We start from the raw sequence: 25050 nt of genomic DNA on the forward strand, positions 1-25050 counted from the left end.
AGGGGATCCCGCTCCTGCTGCACACGGTGCTTCAGCGGGAGTGGCTGCCGCAGGAGCTCCTAAAGCCGGGCCCCTGGGATGTCATGGCTGATCCCCCGGGGCCCGTGGTGTTGCTGGAAGAGCTACTGCACCAGCGCGGCGAGGGCCTGGTCGGCCATCTGGACGCCCATCGTGGCCGCGATGGTGGTGTCGGCCTCCAGGAGCTTGTCCTTGAGCTGGGTGGCGAACTGGCGCAGGCGGCCCGGTTCAGGGTTCCCGGAGGCCGCCTCGGCGTGGAGGTCCTGGGCGACGCGCTCCAGCTCCACGCGGTCCGTCTCGGACATGCCCAGGGTGGTGCTGACCTGGCCGATGTACCCGGTGAGCTGGGCGAACAGCGTGGGGTCGACGCCGTCGGTGTTGTTCTGGGTGAGGTGCTGCTGCTCGCCGATGATGACGCCCTTGGCGTTCGGCATGTAGTTGTTGTACGTGGTGCCGGGGCGGGGCTGGTTGACGTGGTCCTGCACGCTTCCTCCTGCCGGGGCGCAGCTGACGCCCTGGGGTGTGATGGCGACGGTGGCGGGTTCGGTGTCGATGTGCTCGATCAGCTTGTGCTGGGACAGGTGGGCGAGCGCTTCGTGCAGCTCTGTGCCGGTGATCTCGGATCCGGCGAAGTAGGCGGCGGGCGTGTCGAGGAACAGCGCCGGGTTGATGGGCTTCTGGTCGCCAGCGGTGGCGAACAGCCACTGGTGGAAGGCGTCCATGGTGTAGCGGAGCCGGGCGGCGCGGTCCAGGCGCAGCTTCTTCAGGCGGTGGATCGCGGCGCGGCCCGCGTCGGTGAGGTGGACCTCGGGGGTGCCGCCGAAGGTGCGCGCGATGGTGACCAGGTCGCGCTGTTCCAGTTCGAAGGCGAGCACGGAGGTGTCCTCGTCGTGCAGCTGTTGTTCTTCGACGAACCGGGTCACGTCGATGTAGCGCGAGGGGTTCTGCCGGGCCTGCTCGTCCAGCCACAGCAGCAGCCGGGCCTGATTGCCGCTGCTCTCGGTCACCTCACCGGCGGGAATCACGCTGGCGGTGGAATTGAGCTGGGCAGACACACAAAGAGGGTTCCGTCGTTGGGCGCGCTCCACACTCTTGTTGGTCTCCTTGACCAGGTTTCTCGCCCACTTGTTCAGCTCACGCTTGTTGATCCCGTCGCGGGCCACGTTGCCCTCCTGCCGCAGGTGCCCTGGACGGAGTCCGACCTCGCTGCGCTGGCACGGCACCCGTGGCCCTCGATCCAGCAGGACGCCGCGAGCTTGCTCGACGAGCTGGCGTGCGAGCCCGGTGCCGTGTTCACTCTCGCCATCGGCGAAGCCGATGAAGCCTTCGTCCGCCGCGGCCCCGACGCCGATCCCGCCGTGGATGGCCTACTACGACGCAGCCCAGCACCAAGGCGACACCGGCCACGCCCTGTACGGCATCGTCCTCGGGGACACCTTCAGCCGGCCGCAGTGGAGCGCTTTGACATGGCAGTCAAGCTCCACACCGACGCCTACATACGATCGCGGGCGATGTCCCGCACCAAGCTCGCTGCCCTGCACATGGCCATCGGCGACCCGCGCGAGGCCGTCACCGTCGGGACCTTGGCCCTCGAGTACGTCGGACAGATGCGTTCCCAGAGGGCAGCAGACGGGCTGCGCGAACTCCCGACCCTCGGCTACCAGCACCGCGCCACCCCTGAGAGGGCGGTTCGTGAGGTGATGCCTTGTCGCTGAGAGCCACGGTTGGCCACTGTGCACTTCAGTTGGCCACTTTGGCGCTCAGCCAGACAGTTGGCGGCGGTACGCCCGTGGTTCGGTCACATGGGGAACGACAGCAGACGCACTGCGCCGGCCGGCCAGTCCGCATCCCCGTGCAGCGGCGTCCACATGCTTGCGAGCGGCATGATCACCGGTCCTTCATGCTGCTCGACGTGTACGTCCTGGTTCAGGACTCGCCAGCCGAGTCGCTGGTAGAGGGGAACGAGTGGTGGCCGGCAGAAAAGAAGCCCGTGCCGGGGGCCCATCGTCCGTGCGTGCTCGAGGGCGGCGGCCAGAACCTTGCGTGCGAGCCCGCGCCCGCGCACGTCTGGTGCGACGGCCACCCCGCCGACGCCCACCACCTCGGTCTCAACGGCTCCGATTGATATCGGTACCCTGAGCAGGCCGGTATGTGCCACGAGCCGACCGTCCAGCTTGACACCGAAATGATCTTCCTTGGGCAGCCAGGTCAAGCCGGTGTCAGCGACGCCGAAGGGATCGGCACCGTCGCCGAGGATTTCCGTCTGCTCAGTCTTCGTGTATCGCGTGAGGCGCACCACTGTGGGCGATGCGGATGACAAGTGATCCATTCCAGCATGGTCTTGTTTCAGCGCCTCCTTGGCCAACCGAGATGCTCGAAATGACCAACTGGGTTGCTCGATCACATGTCCGGTTCCCGGCGAGGTTGGGTCAGAGCTGCGGGTTGCGGTGCTCGGTCGGCTGCTGCTTCCTGGTGAAGTTGCCGGCGTCGCCCTCGATGAGGATGTCGAGCTTTACCAGGCGTTTCAGCTTGGCGCGGGTGCCTTCGATGTTCTTCGGCAGTAATTCATGGTCGAGGGCTTCGCAGACGTCCCTGGCACGCAGCGGTCCGGTCGTGTCGTTGAAGACAGCGAGGATGCGGGGGTAGTCCGGGTGCTCGGGCAGGTCCGGCGGGACGGCCGGGAGGCGGTCGGCGAGGCCGGTGACGGTCTTCCGGGTGATCGCGAGGTGTTCGAGGTGGGTTTCGGCCTCGCGTAGCCGGGTCTGCAGTTCGCCGACCTGCGTGCGGAGGTCGGCGGCCAGGGCCCGGGCGGCCACTTCCTGGATGTTGAGTGCCTCAAGCAGGGGCTGGATGTTCACGCGCTCACCGCCTGGGGCTCGCGCCAGGTGGGGTGTTCGCGCCGGTGAGACGGCGGGCCATGACGTGGGTCATCGCCCAGTAGACCCAGGAGACGGACGAGGCGGGGCGGTGCTCGTAGTCGCGGACCAGGCGCCGGTGCGGTATCAGGATCCCGTAGGTCTGCTCGACCCTCCACCAGATGGGCTGCGGGACGAACCCGATGTCCTGCGGGTTGCGCTCGACGACCTCCACGTCGATCCCGAGCGTCGCGCCGTGGGCGACCACGGCGGTCTTGAATCCCTGGTCGACCAGGGCCTTCTCGACGGTGCCGCCGGTGTGCTCGGCAACCTGGTCGAGCAGTGTGGTGCCTGCAGCGTTGTCGTGCGCGTTCGCCGCGAACACGACCACCGCGATGACCAACCCGAGCACATCCACCGCCAGCCCCCGCTTGCGGCCTGGCACCTTCTTCGCGGCGTCCCGGCCGGTCGTGGAGGCGGGTACGCCAGCGGCCACGTGGACACTCTGCGTGTCCAGCACCACCAGGGTCGGGTCCTCTAACCGACGGACCCGCTCGCGCGCCTGACAGCGCAGCAGCTCGTGAACGACCTGGTCAGTGCCGTCGTCACGCCACTTCGCAAAGTAGTAATACGTCGCGCTCTTCGGCGGTAGATCATGCGGTAGGTAGGCCCACTGGCAACCGGTCCTGCCCTGGTAGAAGATCGCGTTGAGGATCTCCCGCATCTCGTACGCGCCCTGGTGGCCACTGACGGAGGGGTGCCGATGCTTCCATGCCGTGATCACCGGCTCGATCAGCGCCCATTGCTCGTCCGATAAGTCGCTCGGGTACGGCTTACGTTCACCCACCTCATCACACCATCAGGCGACGACAGAATCACCCAAAGGCTCACGAACCACCCTCTCAGATGAACCAACGCTTCACTTGGCCGGACGAGCGGCTGATCAAGGCTGCTCAGGACGGCGACGTCACTTCGCTCACCACCGTTGTCATGGAATCGCAGCCTCATGTGCGCAGGTTCGCCATATCGCTGTGTTCCTCACCGCAGGACGCGGAGGACGCGGCGCAGGAAGCACTGATCATCCTCTATCGGAAGATCGGCACTTTGCGGGCCACTGGCGCGCTTGCCTCATGGATGTTCCGGATCGTGCGCAACGAATGCCTCCGGCAGGTACGGCTGCTCGTCTCGCAGAACGACGAGGCGACAGCCGAACCGCAGGCGACTGCGGAACCGTCCGCCGAGGACGCGGTGCTGCACAGGCTGGAGGCGGAGCGCATCGCGGCTGCTGTCAGCGCCCTCCCCCGTGACCAGCGGCAGGTCCTGATCATGCGGGACGTACAGGGCCTGCCCAGCAAGACCGTCGCTCATTCTCTCGGCCTGAGCAGCGCCGCGATGAAGTCGCGGCTGCACAGAGCACGCGCAGCACTGCGTCACTCTCTGGCAGTGACAGACCAACCACTCGGTCAAGCCGCCGATGAGGCGCGCGATCAAGCTATCGACCAACCAGTCGGAGGAGTCTCACGACCGTGAACACCGTGAACGTCGCGAACACAGTGAAGCCCGCGCAGGGCTCGAAGGCCCAGGCCGCCGCACAGTCCGCCGCGCCCGAGATGAACTTCTCCAGCAAGTCCGTGCCGCGCCATCTGGCGCGCGGCGCCATCGGCTTCGGCCTGATCATCGGCTCGATCGCCCTGGTGCCCGTCGCCGGCCCGGCCACCCTGCTGGCGGCCCCTTTGGCCCTGATCGCCTTCCGCGGCTGTCCTACCTGCTGGATGGTCGGCCTGACGCAGACCATCTCGCTCGGCCGTCTGGAGCGCCAGTGTGTGGACGGCGTATGCACCCTCACCAAGGCGCACCCGGCGGCGACGGACACGAACGAGCCGACAGCCCATAGCGACGTCCCGACTGCTTCCCGGTGACCACGACCACTGATCATTCGGAATGACTCGTCCAGGAATCAGGAAACCCCCGTGAGCACAGCCTGGGGTCGGCAGGATGAGCGTATGGGGCATGGGAAATGAGTCCGGGCTGGATACGGCCGATCGCGGTCATTTGCCCGGAGGGTCCGGTGGAGGCGGTCGTGGAGGCCGACTCACTCGACGCCGCGCTGGATGTGAACACGGTGCTGGTGCGGGGGACCACGTGGGCACGACGCTGTAGTGGTCGATGGCGTAGGGAACACCCCCGCATGAGCGGGCAACAAGGCTCCGTTGACGTTAGCTAACTACCGAAGCCAGAACCGAGCAGTTTCACCGAGTCAGACGCCTCAGAACAACCAGAGCCTGAATAGGCCCCGCGCGCGGGAAGAGACGACCATTCGCCCGGCTCCTACTTGAAGGGGCAGGACCATCCCCGCATCAGCAGGGAACAGTGTTTCGGACCGCCGCTCGGTACGCCGCCGACAACAAATCCCGCCCACATGAACGCCACTTGGGGTCGGCAGCAGCTGACTCACCCCTCGGAAACACCCCTGCACACGCCGGAAACACCCGCAGCCGCAGGCGGACGTCAGCATGCCGGGACCAACCCCACACAACCCGGCCGGGCCATCCCCACATGCGCGGGAAGCACCATCAGCCCGCTTGGTCGGGGCTCTGCGACGGCCGGGACCCCCGCCGCGAGCGCGGGAAGCGGCGCCCCACGGACCAGACGACGACAGGGGCCGTCAAGGAATTCTTGACAAGTCGGCCGCGTCAAGGTTTCCTTGACGCATGTTGATCTTGAATTCGAAGACGCGGCACCGGGGCCTCTTTCCCGTCACCGCATCCATGACCACCGCACTGCCGCTCGCCGCGATTCTGCCGGCCATGACGATGACGTTCAGTGACCAGCTCGGCACCTCGGCCACCATTGCCCTGATCCTCGCGGGCCTCGCACTCATCGCCTGCACCGCCGGTCTGACCGCCCGAGCAGCGGCCCGCAACTCCTCCGAGCAGGCGCGCCGCGACCAGGCAGTCCTCGACGCCCTCGAACCCCTTGCCGGACTGCGCCGATGAACGACCAACCCCTCCTCCACCCCGCAGAGATGGACCGGATCCGGGAAGGGATCGCCGCAGCCGTCCTCGGCGCCCCCGACGGGCTGGCCGACTCGCTCGAACACGACGCCCACGGATACCTGCGCCTGGTGGACGCCTCACGCGTCGGCGCCGAAGAGGCTAGCCGGCTGCTGCGCGAGGCCGTCCAGGGCGCCAGGGCCGCCGGCCACAGCTGGGACACAGTAGGCCGCGTCCTGGGAGTAAGCCGCCAGGCCGCCCAGCAACGCTTCGCGAGCAAGGCCACCGGCACGGGCCCCTCGACACCCCCCGCCGAGGGACCGAACGCCCCCAAACGCCGCACCCTCAGCGGACTGACCGCGTTCAACGAGATGGCCGCCCTAGAAGAAGCCGGCCGCGACGGCTGGCACATGGTCGGCTACGGCCCCTTCTTCCACGAAGTGGAGGCATCCAGCCACCCCTGGGAGCACTGCCGGGTCACCCTCCCCTCCCTCGCGCGACACCGGCGGATGCAATCAGAAGGCTGGACTCCGGTCGGCGCGGGATGGTTCCCCTGGCGGTACTACAAGCGGCCCGTCAAGCCCGGCACCTAAAGAGTGCCGCGGAAGGCTCCGTCTCACACAGGCCGGAGTGGCACTTGCCCGTCGCACAGAAGCTCAGACCGGAGCCATCCCCCCACGAGCGGGCACCAGGAGCTGTTGCGCCATCGCGACGCCACCCATGGAGCGACCACCCCCACACGCGCGCTATGCAGGAGCCAATGCGCAGGACCGGCCACCAGGCGGCGCACGAGCAGGCTGCAAAGGGCAGGCATCCACGCTCCGTCATTCCAAAGGCACCGCCGCGCGGTCACGTCTGCGAAATAAAGGCCATCACCGGAAATCTCCTGCGCATTAAGGCTTCTGACACCCTCACACTCCCCGCGAGCTGCCAACAGGCACAACGGACAGCTGCCGGACACCCGGCCACCTGGCCACGCGCAAGCCCTTACAGCTCGCCGCAACAGCAGAACCACATCCCCTCACAGCGGGCATACTCATCCCCTCACGCCACCCAGACCATCCACCAGTGCGTTGCGCAACGGTCCGGGGACGGCGACACCGGCGCTGGACAGGCCAGAGGCGACGTAAAAAACGGAAGGAGGAAAGCCAGAGTGATGCGCCGGGCAGCGGCCAGGATCCGGCATACCAGCGCTGGTGTCGCCCGTGGGAACGAGGACCTCATCAACGACGAGCACAAGGCTCTCAACGGCCGGGATCCGACACCGCACCCGGCAGTAGGCACCACCGAGGCCCGCACAGCCGAAGCAGGACAGCCAGCCCACGGCGCGGCCCGGGCGCCAGCGTCTCTCGCCAGCCGCAGTGTCCGCTGCGGGCAGCGAGGGCCCTACTTCTCGTACTGGGCGAGTGCCAGCCCGAGACCGAAAAAGGTCGGCGCCCATTCACCGACGAAGATCCCCCAGCGATCGGCCCGGTCGATACCAGCCGATTCGGTCTTCGCCGACGTCGCCCAAGAGAGGAACGACAAGCCGATGGACGCCATCGCCGCCATGTAGGCGTGCTCGCTGCGCACACCGGCTTCGTGCATTTTCCTGACCAGCATGAGGACGCCTCCGACATCGGCTGCTACAAGGACAGGTCCATCGTCCGGCCGACGCCCCGGGCGGGCTACAGGGAAGCGCCAAACGGGTGACACCAGACTGTCACCACCCCGACCCCGCAACACACCCCCACCACCAAGCGGGCCCGCGCCGGCCCCGCCGGAGGCCACCAACGTCGTCAACCCGATGGAGGCGCTGCAGAGCAGCAACGACCAGGCCCGCCAGCACGACGGAGCCGCAGGGGCGGAAACGGGCACGGACACGGAAGGCCACCACCGGCAAGCCAGCCACGGAGCAAGAAGACCGCGGACAGACCCGGCCCGCACGCGCCGACACCAGCCACACCCGCCAGGGGCGAACTCGCCGAAGAGGTACACCTCTGTGCGGACGGTCCTCCCGTCGGCCTCGGTGACCTCGACCGTATGCCGGTCCGCGTAGCGGTTGGCGTCCGCGAGTTCCTCGTGCACGTCGACCGGGCCGCCCGCCATGAGCGAGCGCCATGTTCTCGCCTGAGAAGTGGGACAAAGCATCCTCGGTTCACAGCACCGCGAGGACGAACGTCATCAGCGCCAGGGACAGGGTGGCACTGCTCGCGAAGGCCACGGCACCGCGCAGCAGGGCAGTGGCAAAGGTGGCTCCGTCGATGCGAGCGAGCAGACCGGCCGCTGCTCCTACGAGCGTGCAGAAGAGACCGACGACAGCCAGTCGGAGCACAGGAGCTGGGCCACTGTGGTGCGGGAACGTTCGCGGTCCGTGCCGGCGAGGCGCTCGAAGATCTGCCGGGTCTGGGCTCGCCGGAACAGGTGCTGGCCAGAGTCGGTCAGAAAATCGTGGATGTCCTCTCCGGCAGAGATGAAGGAGCGGGCGAAGAGGAAACCGAAGTACGTCTCTGGAAGAACCCGATTTCCTCCGCGTCGCGCACCAGCACGCCATGCGACTCCAGGGCCCTTACCTGCCGACGGGGAAAGACGTCGAGCAGGGCCACCGCAGCCTGGAGCGTTCGAGTTGCTGCTGGAGCCGCTGGTCGTCGTCGTATGCCTGGCCCGGGCACGGTCGTCGGGGGTGAGGCGAAGTGTGATCCTCGGCCGCATCCGGTGAAAGCAGTGCTCCGGCACTTGGCCCACTGGGTAGGACCAGGGCAACCGGTGGGGGCCAGCCGTCGGCGGCCCGGGCCGTTCAGACCGGCAGCCCCACCAGCCCCCAGCCGCGACGGTGGGCTTCGTCGACTACTTCCGCCCAGCCGCGCAGGAGCATGGCAAATCCCTCGAACCTGCCGACCCGCGTCCCCGGTTCCGCCGCGTGGAGGTCGAACGGTCCGCGCAATGCTTCAAGCCGAGGTCCCGCTTCGGCCCATGCTTGTGCCAAGCCCAGCACGTCTGGCGGCGAACAGTAGACCCACATCGCGCCGTACCAATGCTCGGCGTCCTCTTCCTCCTGCAGATCATCCTCACTGCCGGGCAGGTTCCAGAACAACCCGCCGAGGAAGGTGTCCAGCGCGCTTCGAAGGTCGGCTGCGACGTGCTCGCGCACGGTCTCCCAGCGCTCGCCCGCCCAGAAGTGCGGCTTAAAAGAACCCCGGGTGCTGGCGAACTCGTACCGTGCACACCATGCCGGGAACCCCTCGGGGGCGGGCGGCAGCCAAGCCCAGCCCTCCTCGGTCCCTCCATCATCGACGTCCGGGTCCGCGGCCTCGATGAGCGCGCCCTCGCGCTCGAGGACGGGAATGTTCTCCAGGTCGGCCCAGTCCACTATCAGGGCCGTGATGTCTGCTCCCATGATCGCGAGCCTACGGTCCCGTGCACACGGGGCTGCCTGCGACCCTGTCGGCATCCGGGGGCGTAGCGCGAGGACACTACGGCCGGGGGCTGTGCGCGGGCTCTGCTGCCATCCGCTTCAGGTAGCCGCGCGGCGTCACGATCGGCGGGCGCTCAGCCATCGGGGTCGGCTGAGCTGTTGTTCTCCGCAGGGCCCGGGGTGGCCCGAGAGGGGACGACAGGTTGTACGTCGTGTCCGATGCCGGCACGAATTGCCGTGACTGTCTCGGCGAGGTCGAGGGCTTGGCCCCAGCTCAACGCATGGTTCCCCGGCGCAGGGGGCCGTAGACGAGTTCGCTGAGGAAGCAGCGGTCCAGGATGAGGCGTCCGGGCTGGTGGAGCAGTGTCCGGTACCGGTGGGTGAGGTCCTGATGGTCGGGGGTGAGGTCGAAGGGCAGAACATTGAAGTCATGGCGGGCGGACAGGTCGGCGGCCATGGTGGTCTTGCCCACGCCGTCGCAGCGCGACGTCCTCGGTGGCTTCCCCACCTACTTCAGCGTGTCTGACATCAAGGCCCCTCCACGCGTCCCACGTCTTCGTCGGGGTGGACGTCGAGGAAGTAGGCCCTGCCGCCGAGATAGGCAAGGAATCGGGCCCAGACAGGTCGCCGACCACCGCCGCAAGGTTACGACCGGCCGGCACTTGAGAGCGGCTCGCCCAAGGCCCCCGCCTGCCTTGAGCCTCACGGCGAGGTCGTTTGGGTGGCCCGGGGGGTGCGCGTCGCGGAAGGGGTGGGGCGAGCAGTTGGCACTCAACGAGGTGATCGAGGCCGCTCAGCGGACCGACGCCTGCGGCGAGCTGCTGGGCTACCAGCCCCACGACTTCCGCAGGATGTTCATCACCGACGCGATCATGAACGGCCTTCCCCCGCATATCGCGCAGGTCATCGCCGGCCACGACGACATCAACACCACGATGCACTACAACGCGGTCTATCCGAGCGCGGCCATCGCGGCCCACCATGCATTCGTCGCCCGGCGCCGCAACCTGCGGCCTGGGGAGGAATACCGCGTCCCCACCAGCGAGGAGTGGGAGGCGTTCCTGGGCCGCTTCGGGCGCCGCAAGCTCTCCCTCGGCCCCTGCGGCCGGTCATTCGGCAGCGAGTGCGTCCACGAACACGCTTGCGTTCGATGTCCGGTTCTCGTCGTCGGGTCCGAAGACCGGGGCCGACTGGACGAGATCCGTCAGAACCTCCTGGACAGAATCGTCGAAGCTCAGGTCGAAGGGTGGCTAGGCGAAGTTGAAGGGCTCTCTTACTGGCGCACGAACCTGACGATGCGCCAACTCGCCCCGCTGTTTGGCATCTCGAAGTCGGTGGCCGACCGCATCATCGACCAGCTCGGCCCGCTCATCGCATTCCAGCCTCGGCGCCGGTTCGCCAAGGACACCGTGCTGGTAGTCGACGGAACCCTTGGGTATGTCGGTGAGTTTCGAGAACGCGTGTCGGTCAGTGCCGTGAACGCCTCGGGGTGTGGTGTTCGAGTGCCGGTGAGTTTTGGCAGCACTGGAGGGCTTGCGGTGGGAGCATGGGCATGCTCCGTGCTGCGAGGAGGCGTCGATGGCGCCGAAGTCCAAGGTCGAGCTGTACGCGGCGGTCCGCAGGGACTGCCGTGCCGGGGTGTCGAAGCGTGCCGTGATGCGCAAGTACGGCGTCGGCCACCCGACGGTGCAGAACGCTTTGGAGTCGGCCTGGCCCCGGCCGCGCAAGAAGCTGCCGCCGCGGCCGACCCGCCTGGACCCGTACAAACCGGTGACCGACCAGATGCTGCGGGCGGATCTGGGCACCCCGCGCAAGCAGCGGCATACCGCGAAGCGTGTCTTCGACCGGCTCCTTGAGGAGCATCAGGCCCTCGGCGTCTCCTACGGCATGGTCCGCGATTACGTCGCGGTGCGCCGGGGCGAGATCCGCGCGATGGCCGGCCGTGGTCCCATCGAGGCGTTCGTGCCGCAGTCCCATCGCCCCGGTGTCGAAGCCGAGGTCGACTTCGGGGATGTGACGGCGCGTCTGGCCGGGCAGACGGTGACCTGCTACCTGTTCAGTTTCCGCCTGTCGTATTCGGGCAAGGCAGTGCACCGGATCTTCGCGTCCGGCGGGCAGGAAGCGTTCTTCGAGGGCCACGTGCACGCCCTCAGAGTCCTGGGCGGGGCGCCGACCGGCAAGGTGCGCTACGACAACTTGAAGGCCGCGGTCGCCAAGGTGATCGGGTTCGCCCGGGAAAGACGGGAGAACGAGCGGTGGCTCGCCTTCCGCGAGCACTACGGCCTGGATAGCTTCTGCTGCCGCCCCGGCGTGGCCGGCGCCCATGAGAAGGGCGGAGTGGAAGGGGATGTCGGCTACTTCCGCCGCAACCACCTGGTGCCGGTCCCCGAGGTGCTCCTTATCCGAGCTGAACTTGCTCGTCGAGCAATGGGACGAACATGATGACGACCGCCGCATCCGGATGAGGCCGCGCACCGTCGGCGAGTACTTCGCCGTCGAACAGCCCCTCCTGAAGCCGCTGCCGGACGAACCGTTCGACACCAGCCGCACCTTCGCCCTGCGGGTGGACCGGCACAGCCGGATCTCGGACCGGCACCAACTGCTACTCGGTGCCGGTCCGCTACATCGGCCGCCGGGTGCGGGCCGTGCTGCACGCCAACGAACTGGTCGTCTACGACCGAGCCACGGAAATCGCCCGGCACGAACGGCTGATCGCCAAGGGCGGGGAACGGCTGGTCCTGGATCACTACCTGGAAGCCCTCGTACGCAAGCCCGGCGCCCTGCCCGGGGCGACTGCTCTCGAACAGGCCAAATCCGCAGGGAAGTTCACCCCGGTTCATGAAGCCTGGTGGGCCGCGGCCTGCAAGGCCCGCGGCGACCGGGACGGCACCCGGACCCTGATCGACGTGCTCCTACTCGGCCGGCGCACGAGCACTTGGTGGCCGGGCTCGCCGCCACCCTGCGGGTGGGCGCGCTCACCGCGGACGCCGTCGCCCTGGAGGCCCGCAAGGCCCAGGAAGCCGACGACGCTGACACCGTCCTGCCCGAGCCGGAACTACCGCGGCGGCGGGAGCCGACGGTGACCTTCCTGACCGCGCGGCGGCTGGCCCATCTCCCGCCCGACACCCGGCCGCTGCCCTCACCGGCCCCCTATGACCAGCTCCTTGGCCGCCGCACCCGCGGCACGACCGCTGCCAGCAAGGGAGAGCAGATGCCATGAATACCACCAGCCGCCGCCGGATGAGCGAGCAGGCGGCCGAAACCGCCGTGGTCGGCGCCTGCCGGATGCTCCGGCTGCCCACCATCCGCGGGAAGTTCCCGGACCTGGCCGAGCAGGCCGCACGCGAGCAGATGTCCTACCTCGCCTTCCTCGCCGAGCTGCTGCCGGCCGAGTGTGATGACCGCACCCGGCGCCGCTCGGAGCGCCGGATCAAGGCCGCGGCCTTCCCGAGGCAGAAGTCGCTGCGGGAGTTCGACTTCGACGCCAACCCCAACATCGATGCCGCTGTCGTCCACACCCTGGCTACCTGCGAGTGGGTGAAGAAGGGGCAGCCGCTCTGCCTGATCGGCGACTCCGGCACTGGCAAGTCCCACCTGCTGATCGCGCTGGGCACCGAGGCCGCGATGGCCGGGTTCCGGGTGAAGTACACCCTGGCGACGAAGCTCGTCAATGAGCTGGTCGAGGCTGCGGACGAGAAGCAGTTGACCAAGACCATCGCCCGTTACGGCCGTGTCGATCTTTTGTGCATCGATGAACTCGGCTACATGGAGCTCGACGGGCACGGCGCCGAACTGCTGTTCCAGGTTCTGACCGAGCGGGAGGAGACGAACAGCGTCGCCATCGCCTCCAACGAAGCCTTCGGCGGCTGGACCAAGACCTTCACCGACCCGCGGCTCTGCACGGCCATCGTCGACCGGCTCACCTTCAACGGCACGATCATGGAGACCGGCACCGACTCCTACCGCCTCGCCCAGTCCCGGGCCAAGGCCGAACAGGCGACCGTAAATTGAAGATCACTCGGTGGCCTTCTGGCGCAGTCACCCCATTCGCTGGCTGGACGGACGCAACCGGGTGCCTTTCTACCGCGGGCCATTGTCCTGCGGCAGAAAGGGCACGAGGACGTGGCCGATTGTCATGCAGGGCATTGAGGAAAGCAGGTCGCCCAGGCCCGGATCACGTGAGGGCGCAGGCGGTCTTCAGGCGACCGCCCGGGTGTGAAGCATGGTGGACAGACGCGCGAGCCCCTGTGTTCCGTAACCGTCCGCAACCGCCTGGTCGATGATGCCTTTTGCCGCGGTGAGCATCCCCACGTCGATTCCATGGGTGGTGGCCGTGTTGATGATGTGCGTGATCCCGGATGCCGCGGAAGCGATCGTGGAGCGGTCCCCGGGATAGTGACCGGTCTGGATCTGCCGGGCGAAACGCGTGATCATCTCTGGGAGGAGGCCACCGATACCGGTGGCGAACGCCGCAAACCGTTCCGGCTCGATGCCCTCGGCCGACGCGAGGGCGAAAGCGTGCACGATGCCGTTGACCGAGGTGGCGAAGATGTCCAGGAGCGCGACCTCGTAGGCGGATGCCTGGCCGGGATCGTCGCCGAGGTGCACCGCGGCGCCGCCCACGGCGGACATCGTCTCCTGAACGGCCTCATAGACGTCGTGGGCCCCGCTGAAGAGGACGGCGGCGGATGGCGTGCCGATCGCCGGGGTCGGGGTCAGGATGGCGCCGTCCAGGTAGTCGATCCCGCGGGAAGAAGCCCACTCTGACATCTGGCGGGCTTGAGCTGGTTCTCCGCTGGTGAGGTTGACCAGACACCGGTTCTCCCAGTCCGCCTGCGATGGTTCCAGCGTGGCTTGCACTGCGTCGTAGTCGATCAGACAGACAATGATCACCTGTCCGGCCCGCACTGCTTCCTGGACCGAGCCGGCGGCCACCGCGCCATGGTCGAGGAGGTCTCCGGCCTTTCCAGATGTGCGGTTCCACACCGTCACCTGATGGCCGGCATTGAGGAAGGCGGAGGCCAGGGCGCGGCCCATCGGGCCGAGGCCGAGGACGGTCACGGGCGTGAGCGGAGTCTGCTCGTCAGATGTTTCGATCATGTCCCGAACGCTAAACCTTCACATTGACGTCAAGGTCAAGCACTGCTGGACTCTTCCTCATGAGGATCGGTGAACTGTCACGACGCACCGGCGTGAGCCAGCGCTCCCTTCGCTACTACGAGGAACAAGGACTGCTCACCCCAACACGCCTCCCGAACGGATACCGCGACTACGACGAACGCACCGTCACCACCGTGCGGCGCATCCAGATCCTGCTCTCCGCAGGGCTCGGCACCTCCGCCGTCGCAGAGATCCTGCCCTGCGCCGTCGACGACACCGTCGTCCTGTCCGGGAAGTGCCCGGAACTCATCGACGGCTTGGCGAAAGAGCGCCGCCGGATCAACGCGGCGATCGACGATCTGATCGCCGCTCGCGACATCCTCGACTCCCTCATCGGACGCCCGCTACTCGCCCAGGCCGTCCCTTCGCTCTGACGGCAATGGATCCGGACCAAGACAAGTCGTTCCTGAAATCCACCGACATTTCTGGGGCCGAGCACCCTTAACCGTTCCCCGAACCCACTGTCACGCGTTGCTGCTTCTCATCGACACAATCACACCCTGGTGCCTACCCGGGACCACAGCATCGCTGAACAGTCGAAGAACTACCGCTACTCCACCAACCACCAGGTCGTCATCGACGCGGATACCCGCCTGGTCGTTGTGGCCGGTGAGCCTTTGCCCGGCAATCGCAACGACTGCCGGGCATGGGAGGAGTCTGGCGCGAAGGCCGCCGTGGGCAGGACCCTCACGATGGCCGACGGCGGCTATCCGGGCACCGGCCTCCTCATGCCCCACCGCCGCACCCCGGGCGAAGAGTTGCCAGGCTGGAAGCGCGAGCACAATCGCTCGCACAAACAGGTCCGGTCCGCGTCGAGCACGTCTTCGCCCGCATGAAGACCTGCAAGATCCTCCGCGACTGCCGTCTCAAGGGCGACGGCGTCCGCCACGCCATGCTCGGCACCGCCCGACTGCACAACCTCGCTCACGGGACAGCTCCCGCCGCATGTGGGACCTGAGAGGTCCCCGGGAGCCGGCTCCCCCCTCGCAGTCTCGGAGGAGAATCAGGCGAGGCAGAACTCGTTGCCCTCGATGTCCTGCATCGTGATGCACGACTCGTTGACGCCATCGGCGCGCTGCGTCAGCACGTGTTTCGCGCCGAGCCCCATCAGCCGTGCGCATTCGGCCTCGAGTGTGGCCAGGCGCTCGTCACCCACGAGGCCGGTGCCGACCCGCACATCGAGATGCACACGGTTCTTGACGACCTTGCCTTCGGGAACTCGCTGGAAGAGCACGCGCGGGCCCACACCCGAGGGATCAGTGCACGCGAAGTAGATCTCATCCTCAGGCGGCAGCGAGTGGTGGTACTCCTCCCACGTGGCAAAGCCCTCCGGAACTCTCGGTACGACGTACCCCAGCACCTCGCACCAGAAGGCGGCGAGGCGCGCAGGTTGCGCGCAGTCGAAGGTCACTTGGAACTGCTTGATCATTGACATCGGCGCACGATAACAGGGGCCCTGCTCATCTCCCCGGGCGGGTGGATCCACACGTTGCCGGGAGGACGGCCCCTGCCATCCGCTGCTGTGTCGTGCGGTCACAGGGGTGAACCGGTGGTGGCACAGGATGTGCAGGCGGGGGCAGGGGGGGGTGACAGTCGGTCAGGGCCTGCAAATGCGGCTGGCCCGCAGTTCGCGCAGGTCGGGGATGTGGTTTTAGAGGGTGCCCGGCGCAGTATTTCAGGCGCGGATGCGCCGAATCAGCCCGTCCGGCGCTTGAGCACAATGCGGCGAAGCCGCGTTGCGGGGTCCGGAGCGATGCCCCGGTCAGGGGTGCAGGGGGCGAAGCCCCCGCCGGGGTGCGGCGGCCCCCCGGCCCACCGCGCGGAGCGCGGTACCGGGCCCCGGGGCGCAGCCCCGGAAGAAATAGTGAAAGGGCGGGCCAAGGGCAAACCCCCCTCACCCCCGCCTCACGGCAAGAGGCCCGCGTACCTGCCCCTCCCTGTTCGGGTGGTACGACTCCGACACCGCCAGCCCGACGGGATTGATCCACGGATCCGCGGCACACGCCCCGTGCCCCTCGAACCTCCTCCTCGGTTCCATGTACGCAACACCGGCCGCACGCGCACGATCAGCGAAAACCGCGTCTATGTGATCCCCGGCCGCATTCATACGACGGGCCCGCGGCGGGGCCGGGATCAGGCAGGGCGCGCCGCCGAAGAGGTGCGGGTAGCCGAGGATGATCACGCGGGCGTGCGGGGCACGGTGGGCGATAGCCGCGTACGTCGCGTCCAGGCGGGCGGGGAGGACGTGGTCCATGCCGCGCTCCGCCCGGGCCACCTCCGCCTCGCAGCTCGCGTCCGGGCCGATGCTGCACGCCCGCATGACGCGTACGTAGTCGACGTCGTTGGCCCCCACGGTGAGGGTGACCAGGTCCGTCCCCGGGCCCAACGAAGGGAGTTGACGCGTCAGGAGGTCCCGCGTCGTCGCACCCCCGCACGCGGGGAAGCGGAAGTCGGCGACGTGATGGGCCGCGGCCCACCGGGGGCCGTAGGCGTGCGGGCTCCGGTGGCAGCTGCCGGAGGCCGGGTCGCCTCGTGGGCGCCGACGCCGGAGGAGAACGAGTCACCTAGCGCGGCGTAGGAGACCACCGGTCTCGCGTCGGCGTCGGAGGGCACTGACGCGCAGATCAGGGCGACCGCGGCGGCGAGGGCTGTGGGGAGGCGGCGGGAGATGCGCATGCGAGAGGCTCCTTCACCTTCCTGGTGAAGTGATTCCCTGCCGCGTTCGCCGCCGTTCCACGCCTACCGCCACCTGGCATTCGCACGTCCGACAACGGGGGCGGGCAGGCACACCGCCCGCCCCCGACTGCGCCGCGCTCCAGGCCGGCGAAGTTCCCGTACCCCGCCCCGCCCTCTCTGACCAAGCGTCACCCTGGTCACAGGGAGTTACTTGTCACTTCGCCGTAGCTTCAGGAGAACAGGGCCGGTCCGGGCTGTCCTGTCGCACCGAAGCTGACGAATTCTCACCGGATCTCATCCATGTTGTCGGATTCTCACTGTTTCGCGTTCCGACCTGGCCATAGCCGTGCGGCCGTGCGGACCAGGCCGGCCAGGACGACACCTGCGGCAACCTGATTCAGATCATGCACGGCGTGTAGTGCCGGACCCAGCAGCCGCCCCGTGATGCTGGAGTCGTTCAGATCGGCGTGCAGCGAGGGGATCTATCGGAGGCGACCGGCCGCTCGCGTGGCGGCGGGCTGGCATTGGCCGCTATTGACCATCCAGTCGCGGGTGCCCTGGAGCCAGACGGCGGTGGCGTGCAGGTAGATCATGGTGGGTGCATCGGCGGCAGGGATGGCGTGATCTTGCAGGCCGGAAACCAGCTGTTGCGGGTTCGTGGCCAGGCCGTAGAAACGGGATGTCATTTCGCGTTGGTCGTTTTCCCCTCCAAGGAGCCCACTATGCCCCGTTTGCGTACCACCGTGACCGCTCTCGCCGGTGCTGCTGCGGTGTTCGCCCTCACCGCCGCGCCTGCCCAGGCGGCACCCGGTGACGTGACCACCACCTGCGCGAACACCGCCACCCCGGCAGGCTACGTCGACGTCAACTGGGGCTACAGCAACAGCTGCGGCGGCCAGAACTTCGCCCCGAACATCAAGCAGATCAAGCAGCTCACCGGCCTGCCCATAGGCACCGTCGTCCAGGCCTGCGGGTCCACGTACTACCCGACCGGCTGGGTCCAGACCAGCTCGTACTACAGCAGCTCGTGCGTCGCCTTCCCGAACTCCGGCTTCAACAACAACGCCTGGACCCTCAAGCGCGTCTCCTGATCACCCCTTCCGATCGCCACCCGCCTCGCGACCGAAACAAGCGGGGCGGGGCTGACGGGTTCACCCAGCCGGCACTCGCGTCTCAGCGGGGGGTGGGCGCGGTCCCAGCAGGCAACCTCCACACCTTGCCGCCGGGCGAGCCTGGCGGCCAGGCAGCCAGGCTTGATGCCTCCCGGCCCGGGAGCAGATCGACCGGACAGGGGTTTCGACGTCCACCAGGACGATGCCGTAGTGGCGGCGGCCCCTGCGGTGGCGCACTCGTCGGCACCGACCACCCGCGGCACGGGAACCTCCGGATCGGAAAGCGCGTCGATCAGCCGCAATACGGTGCTCCGACTGGCGGACACGCCGTGAACCACGGCCAGTCGAGCGCCGGCCCGGCCTGCCAGGCCCGAGACTTCAACGCGGCCCGTGTGCGCGCCGGTAGCGGCAACGCATATGCGCTGGTGGGGGCATTCGCGGCCGGGCATCCTACTCAGTGTTCCGTCGTCCCACCGCCCCGCCGTCGAACCCGAGCCGCACGGCCGGATGCCCGCGCCGGCCGAGGCGCCCGGAGACCGGCCGACGGTCGACCGTCGACCGTCGACCGTCGACCGTCGACCGTCGACCGTCGACGACGGTCAGCGTTGCGGTTGGGAGGGATCGCTGAACAGGTCGGTGACCAGGGCGCGGGCGTAGGTTTCGTCGGTGTCCGGCATGGAGAAGACGACGCGGAAGTAGAGCGGGGCGACAATCCGGTCAAGCAGTCGTTCGGTTGAGGGTGGAGTTTCGCCCCGGCCGCGAGAGGCTTCGAGGACCGCCTCAAGGCCGACGGTGGCGCGGTGCAGGCATTCCCGGAGGCCGCTGCGGCGTTCATCGATGTCGGGGGCGACCTCTGCCCGGAAGAACGCGATGCCGCCGGGCCGGGTCAGATCTGCCAGTGTCCGGATCGCGTAGGCCTCCAGGTCCGTGCGGAGATCACCGCTGGAGGGAGGCGGGGCGTCGGCTGTGTGCAGGGTTGCCACCTCGGCCAGCAGGGCCTGCAGCGTGCCCCAGCGCCGGTAGATGGTGGTGGGGTTGACCCCGGCGCGCTCGGCCACCGCGGGGATCGTCAACTGGGCCGTCTCGCGCTCGCGGGCCAGGTCGGTGACGGCCTGGTGGACCGCGGCCTGGACGCGGGCGCTGCGGCCGCCCGGGCGCTTGGCGGGAGTGTCTGCGTTCACGTCCCCACCTTAACGCAGAGTGGATTGCTTTAGCGGTCGAAGAACGCTAGCCTCACTAAAGCAAACCTGACTGCTTTAGATGGCTATCGCCATCATCCCGGAGGGGACTGCCATGACCACCGCTGCCTACGACCTCGGCCAGCGCTTCCACGCCGCACTCATCACCGGCGACTGGCCGGCCATCCGGTCCATGCTCCACGACGACGCCACCTGGACGCTGCCGGGCGACAACACCATCAGCGGCACCGTCGTCGGCGCGGACGCCGTGGTCGAGCGCGCCCAGAAGATAGCCTCCTACGGCCTGTCCTTCGAGCTGCTGCACGTCCTGGTCAGCCGCGAGAACATGGCCCTGTCACTGCACAACACCGCCCAGCGCCCGGACGCGATCCTCGACGAGTACCTGACCACCGTCTGCCGTCTGCGGGACGGCCGGATCGCCGACATCGAGACCTACCTGTCCGACGTCCCCGGCATGAATGCCTTCTTCGTCTGATGGCGAGCACCCAGATTCTCAACAACTGCTGCCGACCAGAGGGCCTGCGTGCAGCTGTTCGTTCTGCAGAAGTGTGGTGGAGCGGGGGTGTGGGCGAGGATCCGCATGGACCCCATGACGGTGCCGACGAGGGTTCGGCCGCGGTGGAGCAGCCGTCCGGGGGCGAGGGTGTCGCGGAGCCGGTCCCTCAGAAGGTGATCATCCACCCTTCGCGCCGGCGCTGCTGGCCCGTGTAGGCGACGCCGTGGACCTTCAGTCCCCCGGGGTCGAGCAGGGTGACCGCGCCACCGCTCTTGTCGAGGTGGAAACCGTCGCCGTCGGAGACGGTCGCCGTATCTCCCGGTGCGAGGATCTGCGCGGGCAGGGCGAGCAGGTTGCCGTGGGCGTCTGCCAGTTGCCAGCCGGTCAGTTCCAGGGGCTCGGGAGAGGCGTTGAGGAGAGTGACGGACTCCGCCGGCGCCGTCGCCGGGAAGCCGTCGGTCCGCACCCCCACGACGCGCAGTGGCGCGTCCCGTACGGACGGGCGCAGCGCCGGGGTGGGCAGGGCATGGCCGGTGACGTCGTCGGTGTGCCAGGCCTGTGACTGGAAGGCCAGGAAGATGGCCGTCCACCGTGATTCCACGGGCAGGTGGAAGAGGAGTGCGCCGTCCTGCCAGACCCCGTCGTCGTTCCGGAAGCGCCCGACGTTGCCCTGGTTCATGTGGATGTCGTGGACGCCGTTGCCGGGCCGGAAGCCGAACGTGGCGTCGGGCTTTCCCGGTTCTGGGCCGAACCGCTGCCCGAAGAGGTAGAGGGCCGTCGTCGGGTCGGCGACGGCGCGCTCGACGTAGTGGTCCAGCAGGTCGGCGAGGTCGTTGTCCACGCCGGGCAGGTCGGGCGGCAGGGTGCGCATGGACGCGGGCACGAACATGTTGCCGCGGATGAAGTCCAGGGCCGCGCCGCCCCGCTCCGAGGGCAGCGGTGTCCAGCCGCTGCCCGCAGGGGGCAGCGCAGCCGTCAGCGGGTGACGGAAGTCGTCGTCGGCCGCGTAGAGCAGCTCGGACGGGGCCTGCTGCGACAGCACGTTGACCGCGGCCCGGTAGTGCGTGCCGCTGTTGTCGAGGAGGTGGATCTGGTAGTGCGGCGTTTCGGCGCTCCCCTCGCGGCGCCGTTCGACGGCGCGGCAGGCGAGGACGCCGTATCTCGCGATGGGCATGGCTGCCTCTGGTGACGGAGATGGCGAAAGGTTCAGAATTCCAGGTCGAGTTCCACCCAGGCCGGGTCGTGGTCGCTGCCGTCCCCCGCGTGCCGGGTCCGCCGGTCGACGAACGCGCCCCGTTGGAGCTCTGCGAGGGCCGGACTGAGCCAGATCTGGTCGAAGAGCTCGTACTTGGCGGGCTTGCCGCTCTCCTTGAAGCGGTGGGTCCACGCGCCCGACGCGGGTGGCGGCGGGTCGTCCGGTTTGGGTTCCCGCGTCTGCGTCGGGTGGGTCAGGGCGTTGGTCAGCGACAGGCCTGACGAGTTCACCAGGGGCGCGAGGGGCGCCGCCGCCGGCGCGTCGTTCATGTCGCCCAGGACGAGGAAACGGCTGTCGGGCCGGGTCCTGGCCGCGACGATCCGCTGCGCCACCTCTGCTTGCCGGCGCCGGAGCTCGTCATTGGCGGCCTTGCCGGCGACGGGGTCCTGGTCGTGCTCCACGAACTGACTCTTGAGGTGGTTGTTGAACAGCGTGAACAACCGTTTGTCCCGGTCATCGGGGGCCATCACGTCGGCCTCCAGCAGGTCCCGGCTGAACACCCGCTCGCCGGGCCGGTCCGGGTGGACGGCGTGCTGCCAGGAGGTGACGGCGCCGAGGGGGAACTTGGACAGGAGGGCCACGTCGATGAGCCGGCGGTCGTTGCCCTCAATGAGGGTGAGGTGAGGGTAGAGGCGCCGGAGGTCCCGGGTGCAGAAGAACCGCAAGGTGTCGATGTCCTCGACCTCTTGCACGGCCAAGACGTCGAGGTCCATCGCGAGGATGCGCCCGGCGATCAACTTCTGGTCCTCGGGGTCCTTGCCCTTGACCAGCCGTCCCTTGTAGGTACGGATCTTGAACCGGTGGGGGTCGTTGAACTCGTAACTGACGGCGAGCTCGCCGCCGTCGCTGCCGGCCGCGGTGTGGACGGCGTCGATCTCGGTCTGGAAGTTGAAACGCGAAAAGAGGTTGTTGAGGTTGAACGTGCCAACTCTGACGACGGTCATGGCCGGCCTCCGCAACGAGGCGCCGGATTTGCGTTACTTGTCCACCGTAACTCCCGTAACTCCTCGTCGCCACGCCGACATCCGGGGCATCCCGTCGGGTTCCCGACGGGATGCGCGGGGGCGGCGGCGTCGCCAGGGGGCATCCCCACTCACGCAGGGAACCACGCGGTGCGCGCCATCCCGACCGCGCGGCAGAACGGACCATACCCCGCCAGACAGGCACATAAAGGGCTTGATTCCAAAGGGGAGGGTTCCCGACGTGGTTCGCTGATCGACAGTGATGCATGCTGACGAGCGTGATGATCCAGCCGCCCCGACGGGGCATAGATCCGGTATTTCCGCCTGTCGCGGTGTCGTGGCGGCGCATCGACGCGTGGCTGGCGAGCATGCGCCGAGGGCCTTGTCAGAACTCCGGCCTCCCGCATCGAAGCAATCCATCAAGGAGGCTGAGGAGCGGTTGGGTTTCCCGTTGCCTGGGGACCTGAGGGAGTCACTCCTGTGTCACGACGGCGACACCTCCCTGCTCGGTGTGTTGCCCTGCCGACGGCTGTACTCGGTTGCGGAGATCATCGCGTCCCGCGAGATGCGGATGGACGGCTGGGAGCCTGACGATCCCGACCAGGCGGAGACCCCGTGGTGGGGGACGCAGTGGGTGCCCTTCGCGGGAAGCGACGGGGACGAGCAGTTCATCGAGGCGGGGCCAGGGATGTGGCACAACCACCTCGGTGACGCTGGCCATGCTGACCAGGCATGTTTCCTGGGGTGGCCCAGTTTGGGTTCCTGGCTTCACGAAACAGCCGAATCCATGGCCCAGCACAACAACCAGTCCTGGTTCGGAGCTGTCCCACGGCCCAAGGTCGACGACAAGGGACGCATCGACTGGTGGGACTGACCACCGTCTTCTCGCTGACGACGGTCCGCTCGTACGCCTCCAGGGCGGCCCGTTCGACGCCGAGCTGGTAACCGGTCGCCCGGGTGCAGATCAGCGGCGGCCCCTCCAGGGCCGCTGTCGCTGCCGAAGCCGATGGCGACCGCTCCCCGGCGAACCGTGCAGTACCACTGGTCGATGGACCACGCACAGATCACGTGGTCGCGCGAGGGGAAGGTGTTCCTCACCGGCCGGCTCACGATGATCGGCAGTGTCAGCCTCGCCCAGCAGACCTGGCTGTGGTCCTGGGCGAACGCGTCGCTGCCGGACGCGGTCCTGGGCGGCATTCGAGCGGGTCCGGCAGTTCGGCGAGGAGAACGACTTCCCCGTCCTGCCGTGGCCGGGCCTCAACTACCAGCCCAAGCTGGTCTCCGAGGCCCGGATGGTCGCGGCATCTGTGCTCGATGCCGAGGGGCTGTGGGCGGACTCCACGGACGACATGCAGCTCCACTTCCTGGTCCACGACTTGGCACTCACCGCTGAATGACGGTGCCGGTGACGGGGGCCAGGCGCCTCGCTGCCGGTGCCGGCCGTCGGGCGTTGAACGTCAAGCTTGGAGATCACCTCCTCGGTGAAGGCGGTCCGAGCATCGTCGGGATGTCTCGGCTCTCGGCGCGAGCGTGCGAGCGTGGGCCCGGCCCCGCCCCGGTTCACAGGGGCTCAAGCGCAGGGCATCGCGTCACTCCATCGTGGGAGCATCTGTCGCATCAACCATCCGGCCACTCGTTCGAGGTGTTTAACCGGCGCAGGACGACCTCGCATCCCACCCGGTAGCTGGTGACTGTCATGGCTGTACGCACGGCTTATCGGAGGCGGCCCGGGTGTACGAGGTGGTGGAGGTCGGGTGTCGGTCGGATGTTTTGACCTCCCGCTTGTCGCACCGGTAGTCCTTGCCCTGCCCTCGCCGGGGCGGAGTCCGCAGGGGGCCGGGCTGCGTGCTGTCCAGCCGTGACCGCGGCGCAGCCCGGCCGCCCGCAGGGGCAGCACCTCCCTCGCGTTGTGTCTCACACCGCCACCACCCGGTGTGCGGTGCGTGCTTTTTCGAGAAGGAGTTCTCCATGTCTTCGATGCGCAGCCGTGTGGCGGCCGTGATGCTGGCCGTGGCGGCCGGTGGTGCAGTGCTGGGCCAGGCGTCCACCGCCATGGCTGATGACCACCATCGTCACGGCCACGATGACGGCCTCGGCCCGCTGCCCATCGCGATCGTCTCCCCCGCTCCGGGGAAGATCACCAAGGAGCGGAAGATCACCGACACCTACACCTACGACGCCAAGGGCGGCTCCTCGTCCTCGTCGCAGGAGCAGCCACCGCCCAGCTCCTCACCGTCGCAGCCGGAGCCGGGTCCGGTGACCGCCCTGAAGGACACCGCCAACTCCGCCGCCCAGGCGGTCACCTCCGGTGCCGGCGCCACCGTCGACGCCGCCGCGAAGTAGCACCACGCTCGTCCCGGACCCGCCCGCCGCACACGCGGTGGGCGCGGGACCGGGACGGTACGACGCGCTCAAAACATCCACAGCACCCTCTTCGGGTGCTGACCGCACTCGTCCGTCCCCTTCGGGGTCGGCTTGTCGAATCGGAGATGTCGTGACACGCGCTAACGCCGGCCGGGCACCTGGAGTGCTGGCCGCCTTGGCCACCCTGGCTCTTGCCGTTCCCCTCGCGCCCGAGGCGCAGGCTGCGCCGAGCCACAGCAAGCAGTTCCTCCTTCCGGGCACATCGACCTTCACCGTGCCCAAGGGGGTCTCCTCCATCACCGCCGACCTCTGGGGCGCAGGCGGCGGCGGTGCCGCAGGGGGTGGCGGCGGAGGAGGCGGACACGCCGACGGTTACACCAGCGGAGGAAGCGGTGGGTCCGGAGGCGTCGGTGGCGGGGGCGGTGGGGGCGCTCATACACGGTGCACCATCAAGGTGACCCCCGGCTCGACCCTCACCTTGTCCATCGGCCGCGGCGGCACAGGTGTCGAAGGCGCAGACGGTGGTGCTCCGGCTTCCGCACAGCGCCAACCCGGCCGTAAGGGAA

26 protein-coding genes and 5 pseudogenes are annotated in these 25050 nt (G+C 68.2%); 16 read left to right on the forward strand and 15 right to left on the reverse strand.

The window, feature by feature from the left end; all coding sequences use genetic code 11:
• Positions 1-122: 122 nt before the first annotated feature.
• Positions 123-1181 (reverse strand): hypothetical protein, encoded by a 1059-nt coding sequence (locus CYQ11_RS00305; RefSeq protein WP_099198447.1) that lies wholly within the window; start codon positions 1179-1181, stop codon positions 123-125.
• Between the two features lie 303 nt (positions 1182-1484).
• Between CYQ11_RS00305 and CYQ11_RS00310 the strand changes: the two genes are divergently transcribed.
• Positions 1485-1733, forward strand: coding sequence for a hypothetical protein (locus CYQ11_RS00310; protein ID WP_099198768.1), 249 nt, complete (start codon positions 1485-1487; stop codon positions 1731-1733).
• Between the two features lie 83 nt (positions 1734-1816).
• Here CYQ11_RS00310 and CYQ11_RS00315 read toward each other — a convergent pair whose 3' ends face one another.
• From CYQ11_RS00315 to CYQ11_RS00325, 3 genes are all read right to left on the reverse strand, one after another.
• Positions 1817-2347: a GNAT family N-acetyltransferase gene (locus CYQ11_RS00315; protein ID WP_099198449.1), complete on the reverse strand. Its 531-nt coding sequence runs from the start codon at positions 2345-2347 to the stop codon at positions 1817-1819.
• A gap of 100 nt (positions 2348-2447) precedes the next feature.
• Positions 2448-2876, reverse strand: a complete 429-nt coding sequence (locus CYQ11_RS00320; protein ID WP_099198450.1) for a hypothetical protein — start codon at positions 2874-2876, stop codon at positions 2448-2450.
• Between the two features lie 4 nt (positions 2877-2880).
• The gene (locus CYQ11_RS00325) at positions 2881-3720 is read right to left on the reverse strand and encodes an IS5 family transposase (RefSeq protein ID WP_099198451.1); all 840 of its coding nucleotides are present in this window, start codon (positions 3718-3720) and stop codon (positions 2881-2883) included.
• Between the two features lie 59 nt (positions 3721-3779).
• On the opposite strand from CYQ11_RS00325, the gene CYQ11_RS00330 reads away from it, so the two are divergent.
• From CYQ11_RS00330 to CYQ11_RS00345, 4 genes are all read left to right on the forward strand, one after another.
• A complete protein-coding gene (locus tag CYQ11_RS00330) occupies positions 3780-4403 on the forward strand; it encodes an RNA polymerase sigma factor (protein ID WP_099198452.1) in 624 nt (207 codons plus the stop codon).
• A complete protein-coding gene (locus tag CYQ11_RS00335) occupies positions 4400-4792 on the forward strand; it encodes a hypothetical protein (protein WP_099198453.1) in 393 nt (130 codons plus the stop codon). Before CYQ11_RS00330 ends, CYQ11_RS00335 begins: the two co-directional genes overlap by 4 nt.
• Positions 4793-5584: 792 nt before the next feature.
• On the forward strand, positions 5585-5869 hold the full coding sequence (locus CYQ11_RS00340) for a hypothetical protein (RefSeq protein WP_099198454.1): 285 nt from the start codon (positions 5585-5587) through the stop codon (positions 5867-5869).
• Positions 5866-6459 carry a hypothetical protein gene (locus CYQ11_RS00345; RefSeq protein ID WP_146104620.1) on the forward strand — a complete coding sequence of 198 codons (594 nt, stop codon included), beginning with the start codon at positions 5866-5868 and terminating at the stop codon, positions 6457-6459. The genes CYQ11_RS00340 and CYQ11_RS00345 overlap by 4 nt, the downstream gene beginning before the upstream one ends.
• Before the next feature lie 793 nt (positions 6460-7252).
• Here CYQ11_RS00345 and CYQ11_RS00350 read toward each other — a convergent pair.
• The 4 genes from CYQ11_RS00350 to CYQ11_RS00360 form a co-directional block, all read right to left on the reverse strand.
• Complete coding sequence (locus CYQ11_RS00350) at positions 7253-7468, reverse strand: hypothetical protein (protein ID WP_099198456.1); 216 nt, start codon at positions 7466-7468, stop codon at positions 7253-7255.
• A 535-nt stretch (positions 7469-8003) separates the two neighbouring features.
• Positions 8004-8180, reverse strand: a complete 177-nt coding sequence (locus tag CYQ11_RS29310) for a hypothetical protein (protein WP_181143524.1) — start codon at positions 8178-8180, stop codon at positions 8004-8006.
• Between the two features lie 462 nt (positions 8181-8642).
• Positions 8643-9242 carry a hypothetical protein gene (locus CYQ11_RS00355; protein WP_099198457.1) on the reverse strand — a complete coding sequence of 200 codons (600 nt, stop codon included), beginning with the start codon at positions 9240-9242 and terminating at the stop codon, positions 8643-8645.
• 292 nt (positions 9243-9534) lie between these two features.
• On the reverse strand, positions 9535-9768 hold the full coding sequence (locus CYQ11_RS00360) for a ParA family protein (RefSeq protein WP_146104621.1): 234 nt from the start codon (positions 9766-9768) through the stop codon (positions 9535-9537).
• Here CYQ11_RS00360 and CYQ11_RS30570 point away from each other — a divergent pair.
• From CYQ11_RS30570 to istB, 4 genes and pseudogenes are all read left to right on the forward strand, one after another.
• Positions 9716-10204 (forward strand): annotated as a pseudogene (locus tag CYQ11_RS30570) (site-specific integrase); the annotation flags it as partial. The gene CYQ11_RS00360 and the pseudogene CYQ11_RS30570 overlap by 53 nt on opposite strands.
• 327 nt (positions 10205-10531) lie before the next feature.
• Positions 10532-10693, forward strand: a pseudogene (locus CYQ11_RS29315) (transposase family protein); the annotation flags it as partial.
• 145 nt (positions 10694-10838) lie between these two features.
• A pseudogene (gene istA / locus CYQ11_RS00370) lies at positions 10839-12480 on the forward strand (IS21 family transposase).
• A complete protein-coding gene (istB, locus tag CYQ11_RS00375; protein ID WP_099198460.1) occupies positions 12477-13271 on the forward strand; it encodes an IS21-like element helper ATPase IstB in 795 nt (264 codons plus the stop codon). The pseudogene istA and the gene istB overlap by 4 nt, the downstream one beginning before the upstream one ends.
• A gap of 186 nt (positions 13272-13457) precedes the next feature.
• On the opposite strand, the gene CYQ11_RS00380 is transcribed toward istB, so the two are convergent.
• Positions 13458-14360, reverse strand: a complete 903-nt coding sequence (locus tag CYQ11_RS00380) for an NAD(P)-dependent oxidoreductase (RefSeq protein ID WP_099198461.1) — start codon at positions 14358-14360, stop codon at positions 13458-13460.
• A gap of 59 nt (positions 14361-14419) precedes the next feature.
• Between CYQ11_RS00380 and CYQ11_RS00385 the strand changes: the two genes are divergently transcribed.
• Positions 14420-14794: a MerR family transcriptional regulator gene (locus CYQ11_RS00385; RefSeq protein ID WP_099198462.1), complete on the forward strand. Its 375-nt coding sequence runs from the start codon at positions 14420-14422 to the stop codon at positions 14792-14794.
• Positions 14795-14917: 123 nt separating this feature from the next.
• Positions 14918-15378 (forward strand): annotated as a pseudogene (locus CYQ11_RS00390) (transposase); the annotation flags it as partial.
• A gap of 45 nt (positions 15379-15423) precedes the next feature.
• On the opposite strand, the gene CYQ11_RS00395 reads toward CYQ11_RS00390, so the two are convergent.
• The 3 genes and pseudogenes from CYQ11_RS00395 to CYQ11_RS00405 all read right to left on the reverse strand — a co-directional run bounded on the left by CYQ11_RS00395 (position 15424) and on the right by CYQ11_RS00405 (position 17782).
• The gene (locus CYQ11_RS00395; protein ID WP_099198463.1) at positions 15424-15855 is read right to left on the reverse strand and encodes a VOC family protein; all 432 of its coding nucleotides are present in this window, start codon (positions 15853-15855) and stop codon (positions 15424-15426) included.
• A 459-nt stretch (positions 15856-16314) separates the two neighbouring features.
• Positions 16315-16920 (reverse strand): annotated as a pseudogene (locus CYQ11_RS00400) (SGNH/GDSL hydrolase family protein); the annotation flags it as partial.
• 658 nt (positions 16921-17578) lie between these two features.
• Entirely contained in the window at positions 17579-17782 is a 204-nt protein-coding gene (locus tag CYQ11_RS00405; protein WP_099198465.1) for a hypothetical protein, read from the reverse strand.
• 36 nt (positions 17783-17818) lie between these two features.
• Between CYQ11_RS00405 and CYQ11_RS00410 the strand changes: the two genes are divergently transcribed.
• Positions 17819-18187 carry a hypothetical protein gene (locus tag CYQ11_RS00410; protein ID WP_099198466.1) on the forward strand — a complete coding sequence of 123 codons (369 nt, stop codon included), beginning with the start codon at positions 17819-17821 and terminating at the stop codon, positions 18185-18187.
• A gap of 620 nt (positions 18188-18807) precedes the next feature.
• On the opposite strand, the gene CYQ11_RS00415 is transcribed toward CYQ11_RS00410, so the two are convergent.
• A complete protein-coding gene (locus tag CYQ11_RS00415) occupies positions 18808-19389 on the reverse strand; it encodes a TetR/AcrR family transcriptional regulator (RefSeq protein ID WP_099198467.1) in 582 nt (193 codons plus the stop codon).
• 112 nt (positions 19390-19501) lie between these two features.
• Here CYQ11_RS00415 and CYQ11_RS00420 point away from each other — a divergent pair, with 112 nt between their 5' ends.
• Positions 19502-19882: a nuclear transport factor 2 family protein gene (locus CYQ11_RS00420; RefSeq protein WP_099198468.1), complete on the forward strand. Its 381-nt coding sequence runs from the start codon at positions 19502-19504 to the stop codon at positions 19880-19882.
• A gap of 187 nt (positions 19883-20069) precedes the next feature.
• Here CYQ11_RS00420 and CYQ11_RS00425 read toward each other — a convergent pair whose 3' ends face one another.
• Together CYQ11_RS00425 and CYQ11_RS00430 are read right to left on the reverse strand one after the other, a co-directional pair.
• Positions 20070-21077 (reverse strand): DUF2278 family protein, encoded by a 1008-nt coding sequence (locus CYQ11_RS00425; protein ID WP_099198469.1) that lies wholly within the window; start codon positions 21075-21077, stop codon positions 20070-20072.
• A gap of 32 nt (positions 21078-21109) precedes the next feature.
• On the reverse strand, positions 21110-22102 hold the full coding sequence (locus CYQ11_RS00430) for an endonuclease/exonuclease/phosphatase family protein (RefSeq protein WP_099198470.1): 993 nt from the start codon (positions 22100-22102) through the stop codon (positions 21110-21112).
• 280 nt (positions 22103-22382) lie between these two features.
• Between CYQ11_RS00430 and CYQ11_RS00435 the strand changes: the two genes are divergently transcribed.
• The 3 genes from CYQ11_RS00435 (at position 22383) to CYQ11_RS00450 (ending at position 24463) form a co-directional block, all read left to right on the forward strand.
• The gene (locus CYQ11_RS00435; RefSeq protein ID WP_099198471.1) at positions 22383-22994 is read left to right on the forward strand and encodes an SMI1/KNR4 family protein; all 612 of its coding nucleotides are present in this window, start codon (positions 22383-22385) and stop codon (positions 22992-22994) included.
• Positions 22995-23168: 174 nt separating this feature from the next.
• The gene (locus CYQ11_RS00445; protein ID WP_481135912.1) at positions 23169-23513 is read left to right on the forward strand and encodes a DUF6882 domain-containing protein; all 345 of its coding nucleotides are present in this window, start codon (positions 23169-23171) and stop codon (positions 23511-23513) included.
• 575 nt (positions 23514-24088) lie between these two features.
• A complete protein-coding gene (locus CYQ11_RS00450) occupies positions 24089-24463 on the forward strand; it encodes a hypothetical protein (RefSeq protein WP_099198472.1) in 375 nt (124 codons plus the stop codon).
• The last annotated feature ends 587 nt before the right edge of the window (positions 24464-25050 follow it).

The organism is Streptomyces cinnamoneus (genome assembly GCF_002939475.1).
GTDB lineage: Bacteria > Actinomycetota > Actinomycetes > Streptomycetales > Streptomycetaceae > Streptomyces > Streptomyces cinnamoneus_A.

Excerpts from the sequence above, each read along its gene's own strand:
- CYQ11_RS00420 (WP_099198468.1), top strand. The coding sequence starts at position 19,502 with ATGACCACCGCTGCCTACGACCTCGGCCAGCGCTTCCACGCCGCACTC.
- CYQ11_RS00310 (WP_099198768.1), top strand. The coding sequence starts at position 1,485 with ATGGCAGTCAAGCTCCACACCGACGCCTACATACGATCGCGGGCGATG.
- CYQ11_RS00425 (WP_099198469.1), bottom strand. The coding sequence starts at position 21,077 with ATGCCCATCGCGAGATACGGCGTCCTCGCCTGCCGCGCCGTCGAACGG.
- CYQ11_RS00385 (WP_099198462.1), top strand. The coding sequence starts at position 14,420 with ATGAGGATCGGTGAACTGTCACGACGCACCGGCGTGAGCCAGCGCTCC.
- CYQ11_RS00445 (WP_481135912.1), top strand. The coding sequence starts at position 23,169 with ATGGACCACGCACAGATCACGTGGTCGCGCGAGGGGAAGGTGTTCCTC.
- CYQ11_RS00405 (WP_099198465.1), bottom strand. The coding sequence starts at position 17,782 with ATGACATCCCGTTTCTACGGCCTGGCCACGAACCCGCAACAGCTGGTT.
- CYQ11_RS00435 (WP_099198471.1), top strand. The coding sequence starts at position 22,383 with ATGCATGCTGACGAGCGTGATGATCCAGCCGCCCCGACGGGGCATAGA.
- CYQ11_RS00430 (WP_099198470.1), bottom strand. The coding sequence starts at position 22,102 with ATGACCGTCGTCAGAGTTGGCACGTTCAACCTCAACAACCTCTTTTCG.
- CYQ11_RS00450 (WP_099198472.1), top strand. The coding sequence starts at position 24,089 with ATGTCTTCGATGCGCAGCCGTGTGGCGGCCGTGATGCTGGCCGTGGCG.
- CYQ11_RS00340 (WP_099198454.1), top strand. The coding sequence starts at position 5,585 with ATGTTGATCTTGAATTCGAAGACGCGGCACCGGGGCCTCTTTCCCGTC.
- CYQ11_RS00410 (WP_099198466.1), top strand. The coding sequence starts at position 17,819 with ATGCCCCGTTTGCGTACCACCGTGACCGCTCTCGCCGGTGCTGCTGCG.
- CYQ11_RS00350 (WP_099198456.1), bottom strand. The coding sequence starts at position 7,468 with ATGCTGGTCAGGAAAATGCACGAAGCCGGTGTGCGCAGCGAGCACGCC.
- CYQ11_RS00380 (WP_099198461.1), bottom strand. The coding sequence starts at position 14,360 with ATGATCGAAACATCTGACGAGCAGACTCCGCTCACGCCCGTGACCGTC.
- CYQ11_RS00330 (WP_099198452.1), top strand. The coding sequence starts at position 3,780 with ATGAACCAACGCTTCACTTGGCCGGACGAGCGGCTGATCAAGGCTGCT.
- CYQ11_RS00345 (WP_146104620.1), top strand. The coding sequence starts at position 5,866 with ATGAACGACCAACCCCTCCTCCACCCCGCAGAGATGGACCGGATCCGG.
- CYQ11_RS00355 (WP_099198457.1), bottom strand. The coding sequence starts at position 9,242 with ATGGGAGCAGACATCACGGCCCTGATAGTGGACTGGGCCGACCTGGAG.
- CYQ11_RS00395 (WP_099198463.1), bottom strand. The coding sequence starts at position 15,855 with ATGTCAATGATCAAGCAGTTCCAAGTGACCTTCGACTGCGCGCAACCT.
- istB (WP_099198460.1), top strand. The coding sequence starts at position 12,477 with ATGAATACCACCAGCCGCCGCCGGATGAGCGAGCAGGCGGCCGAAACC.
- CYQ11_RS00315 (WP_099198449.1), bottom strand. The coding sequence starts at position 2,347 with ATGGATCACTTGTCATCCGCATCGCCCACAGTGGTGCGCCTCACGCGA.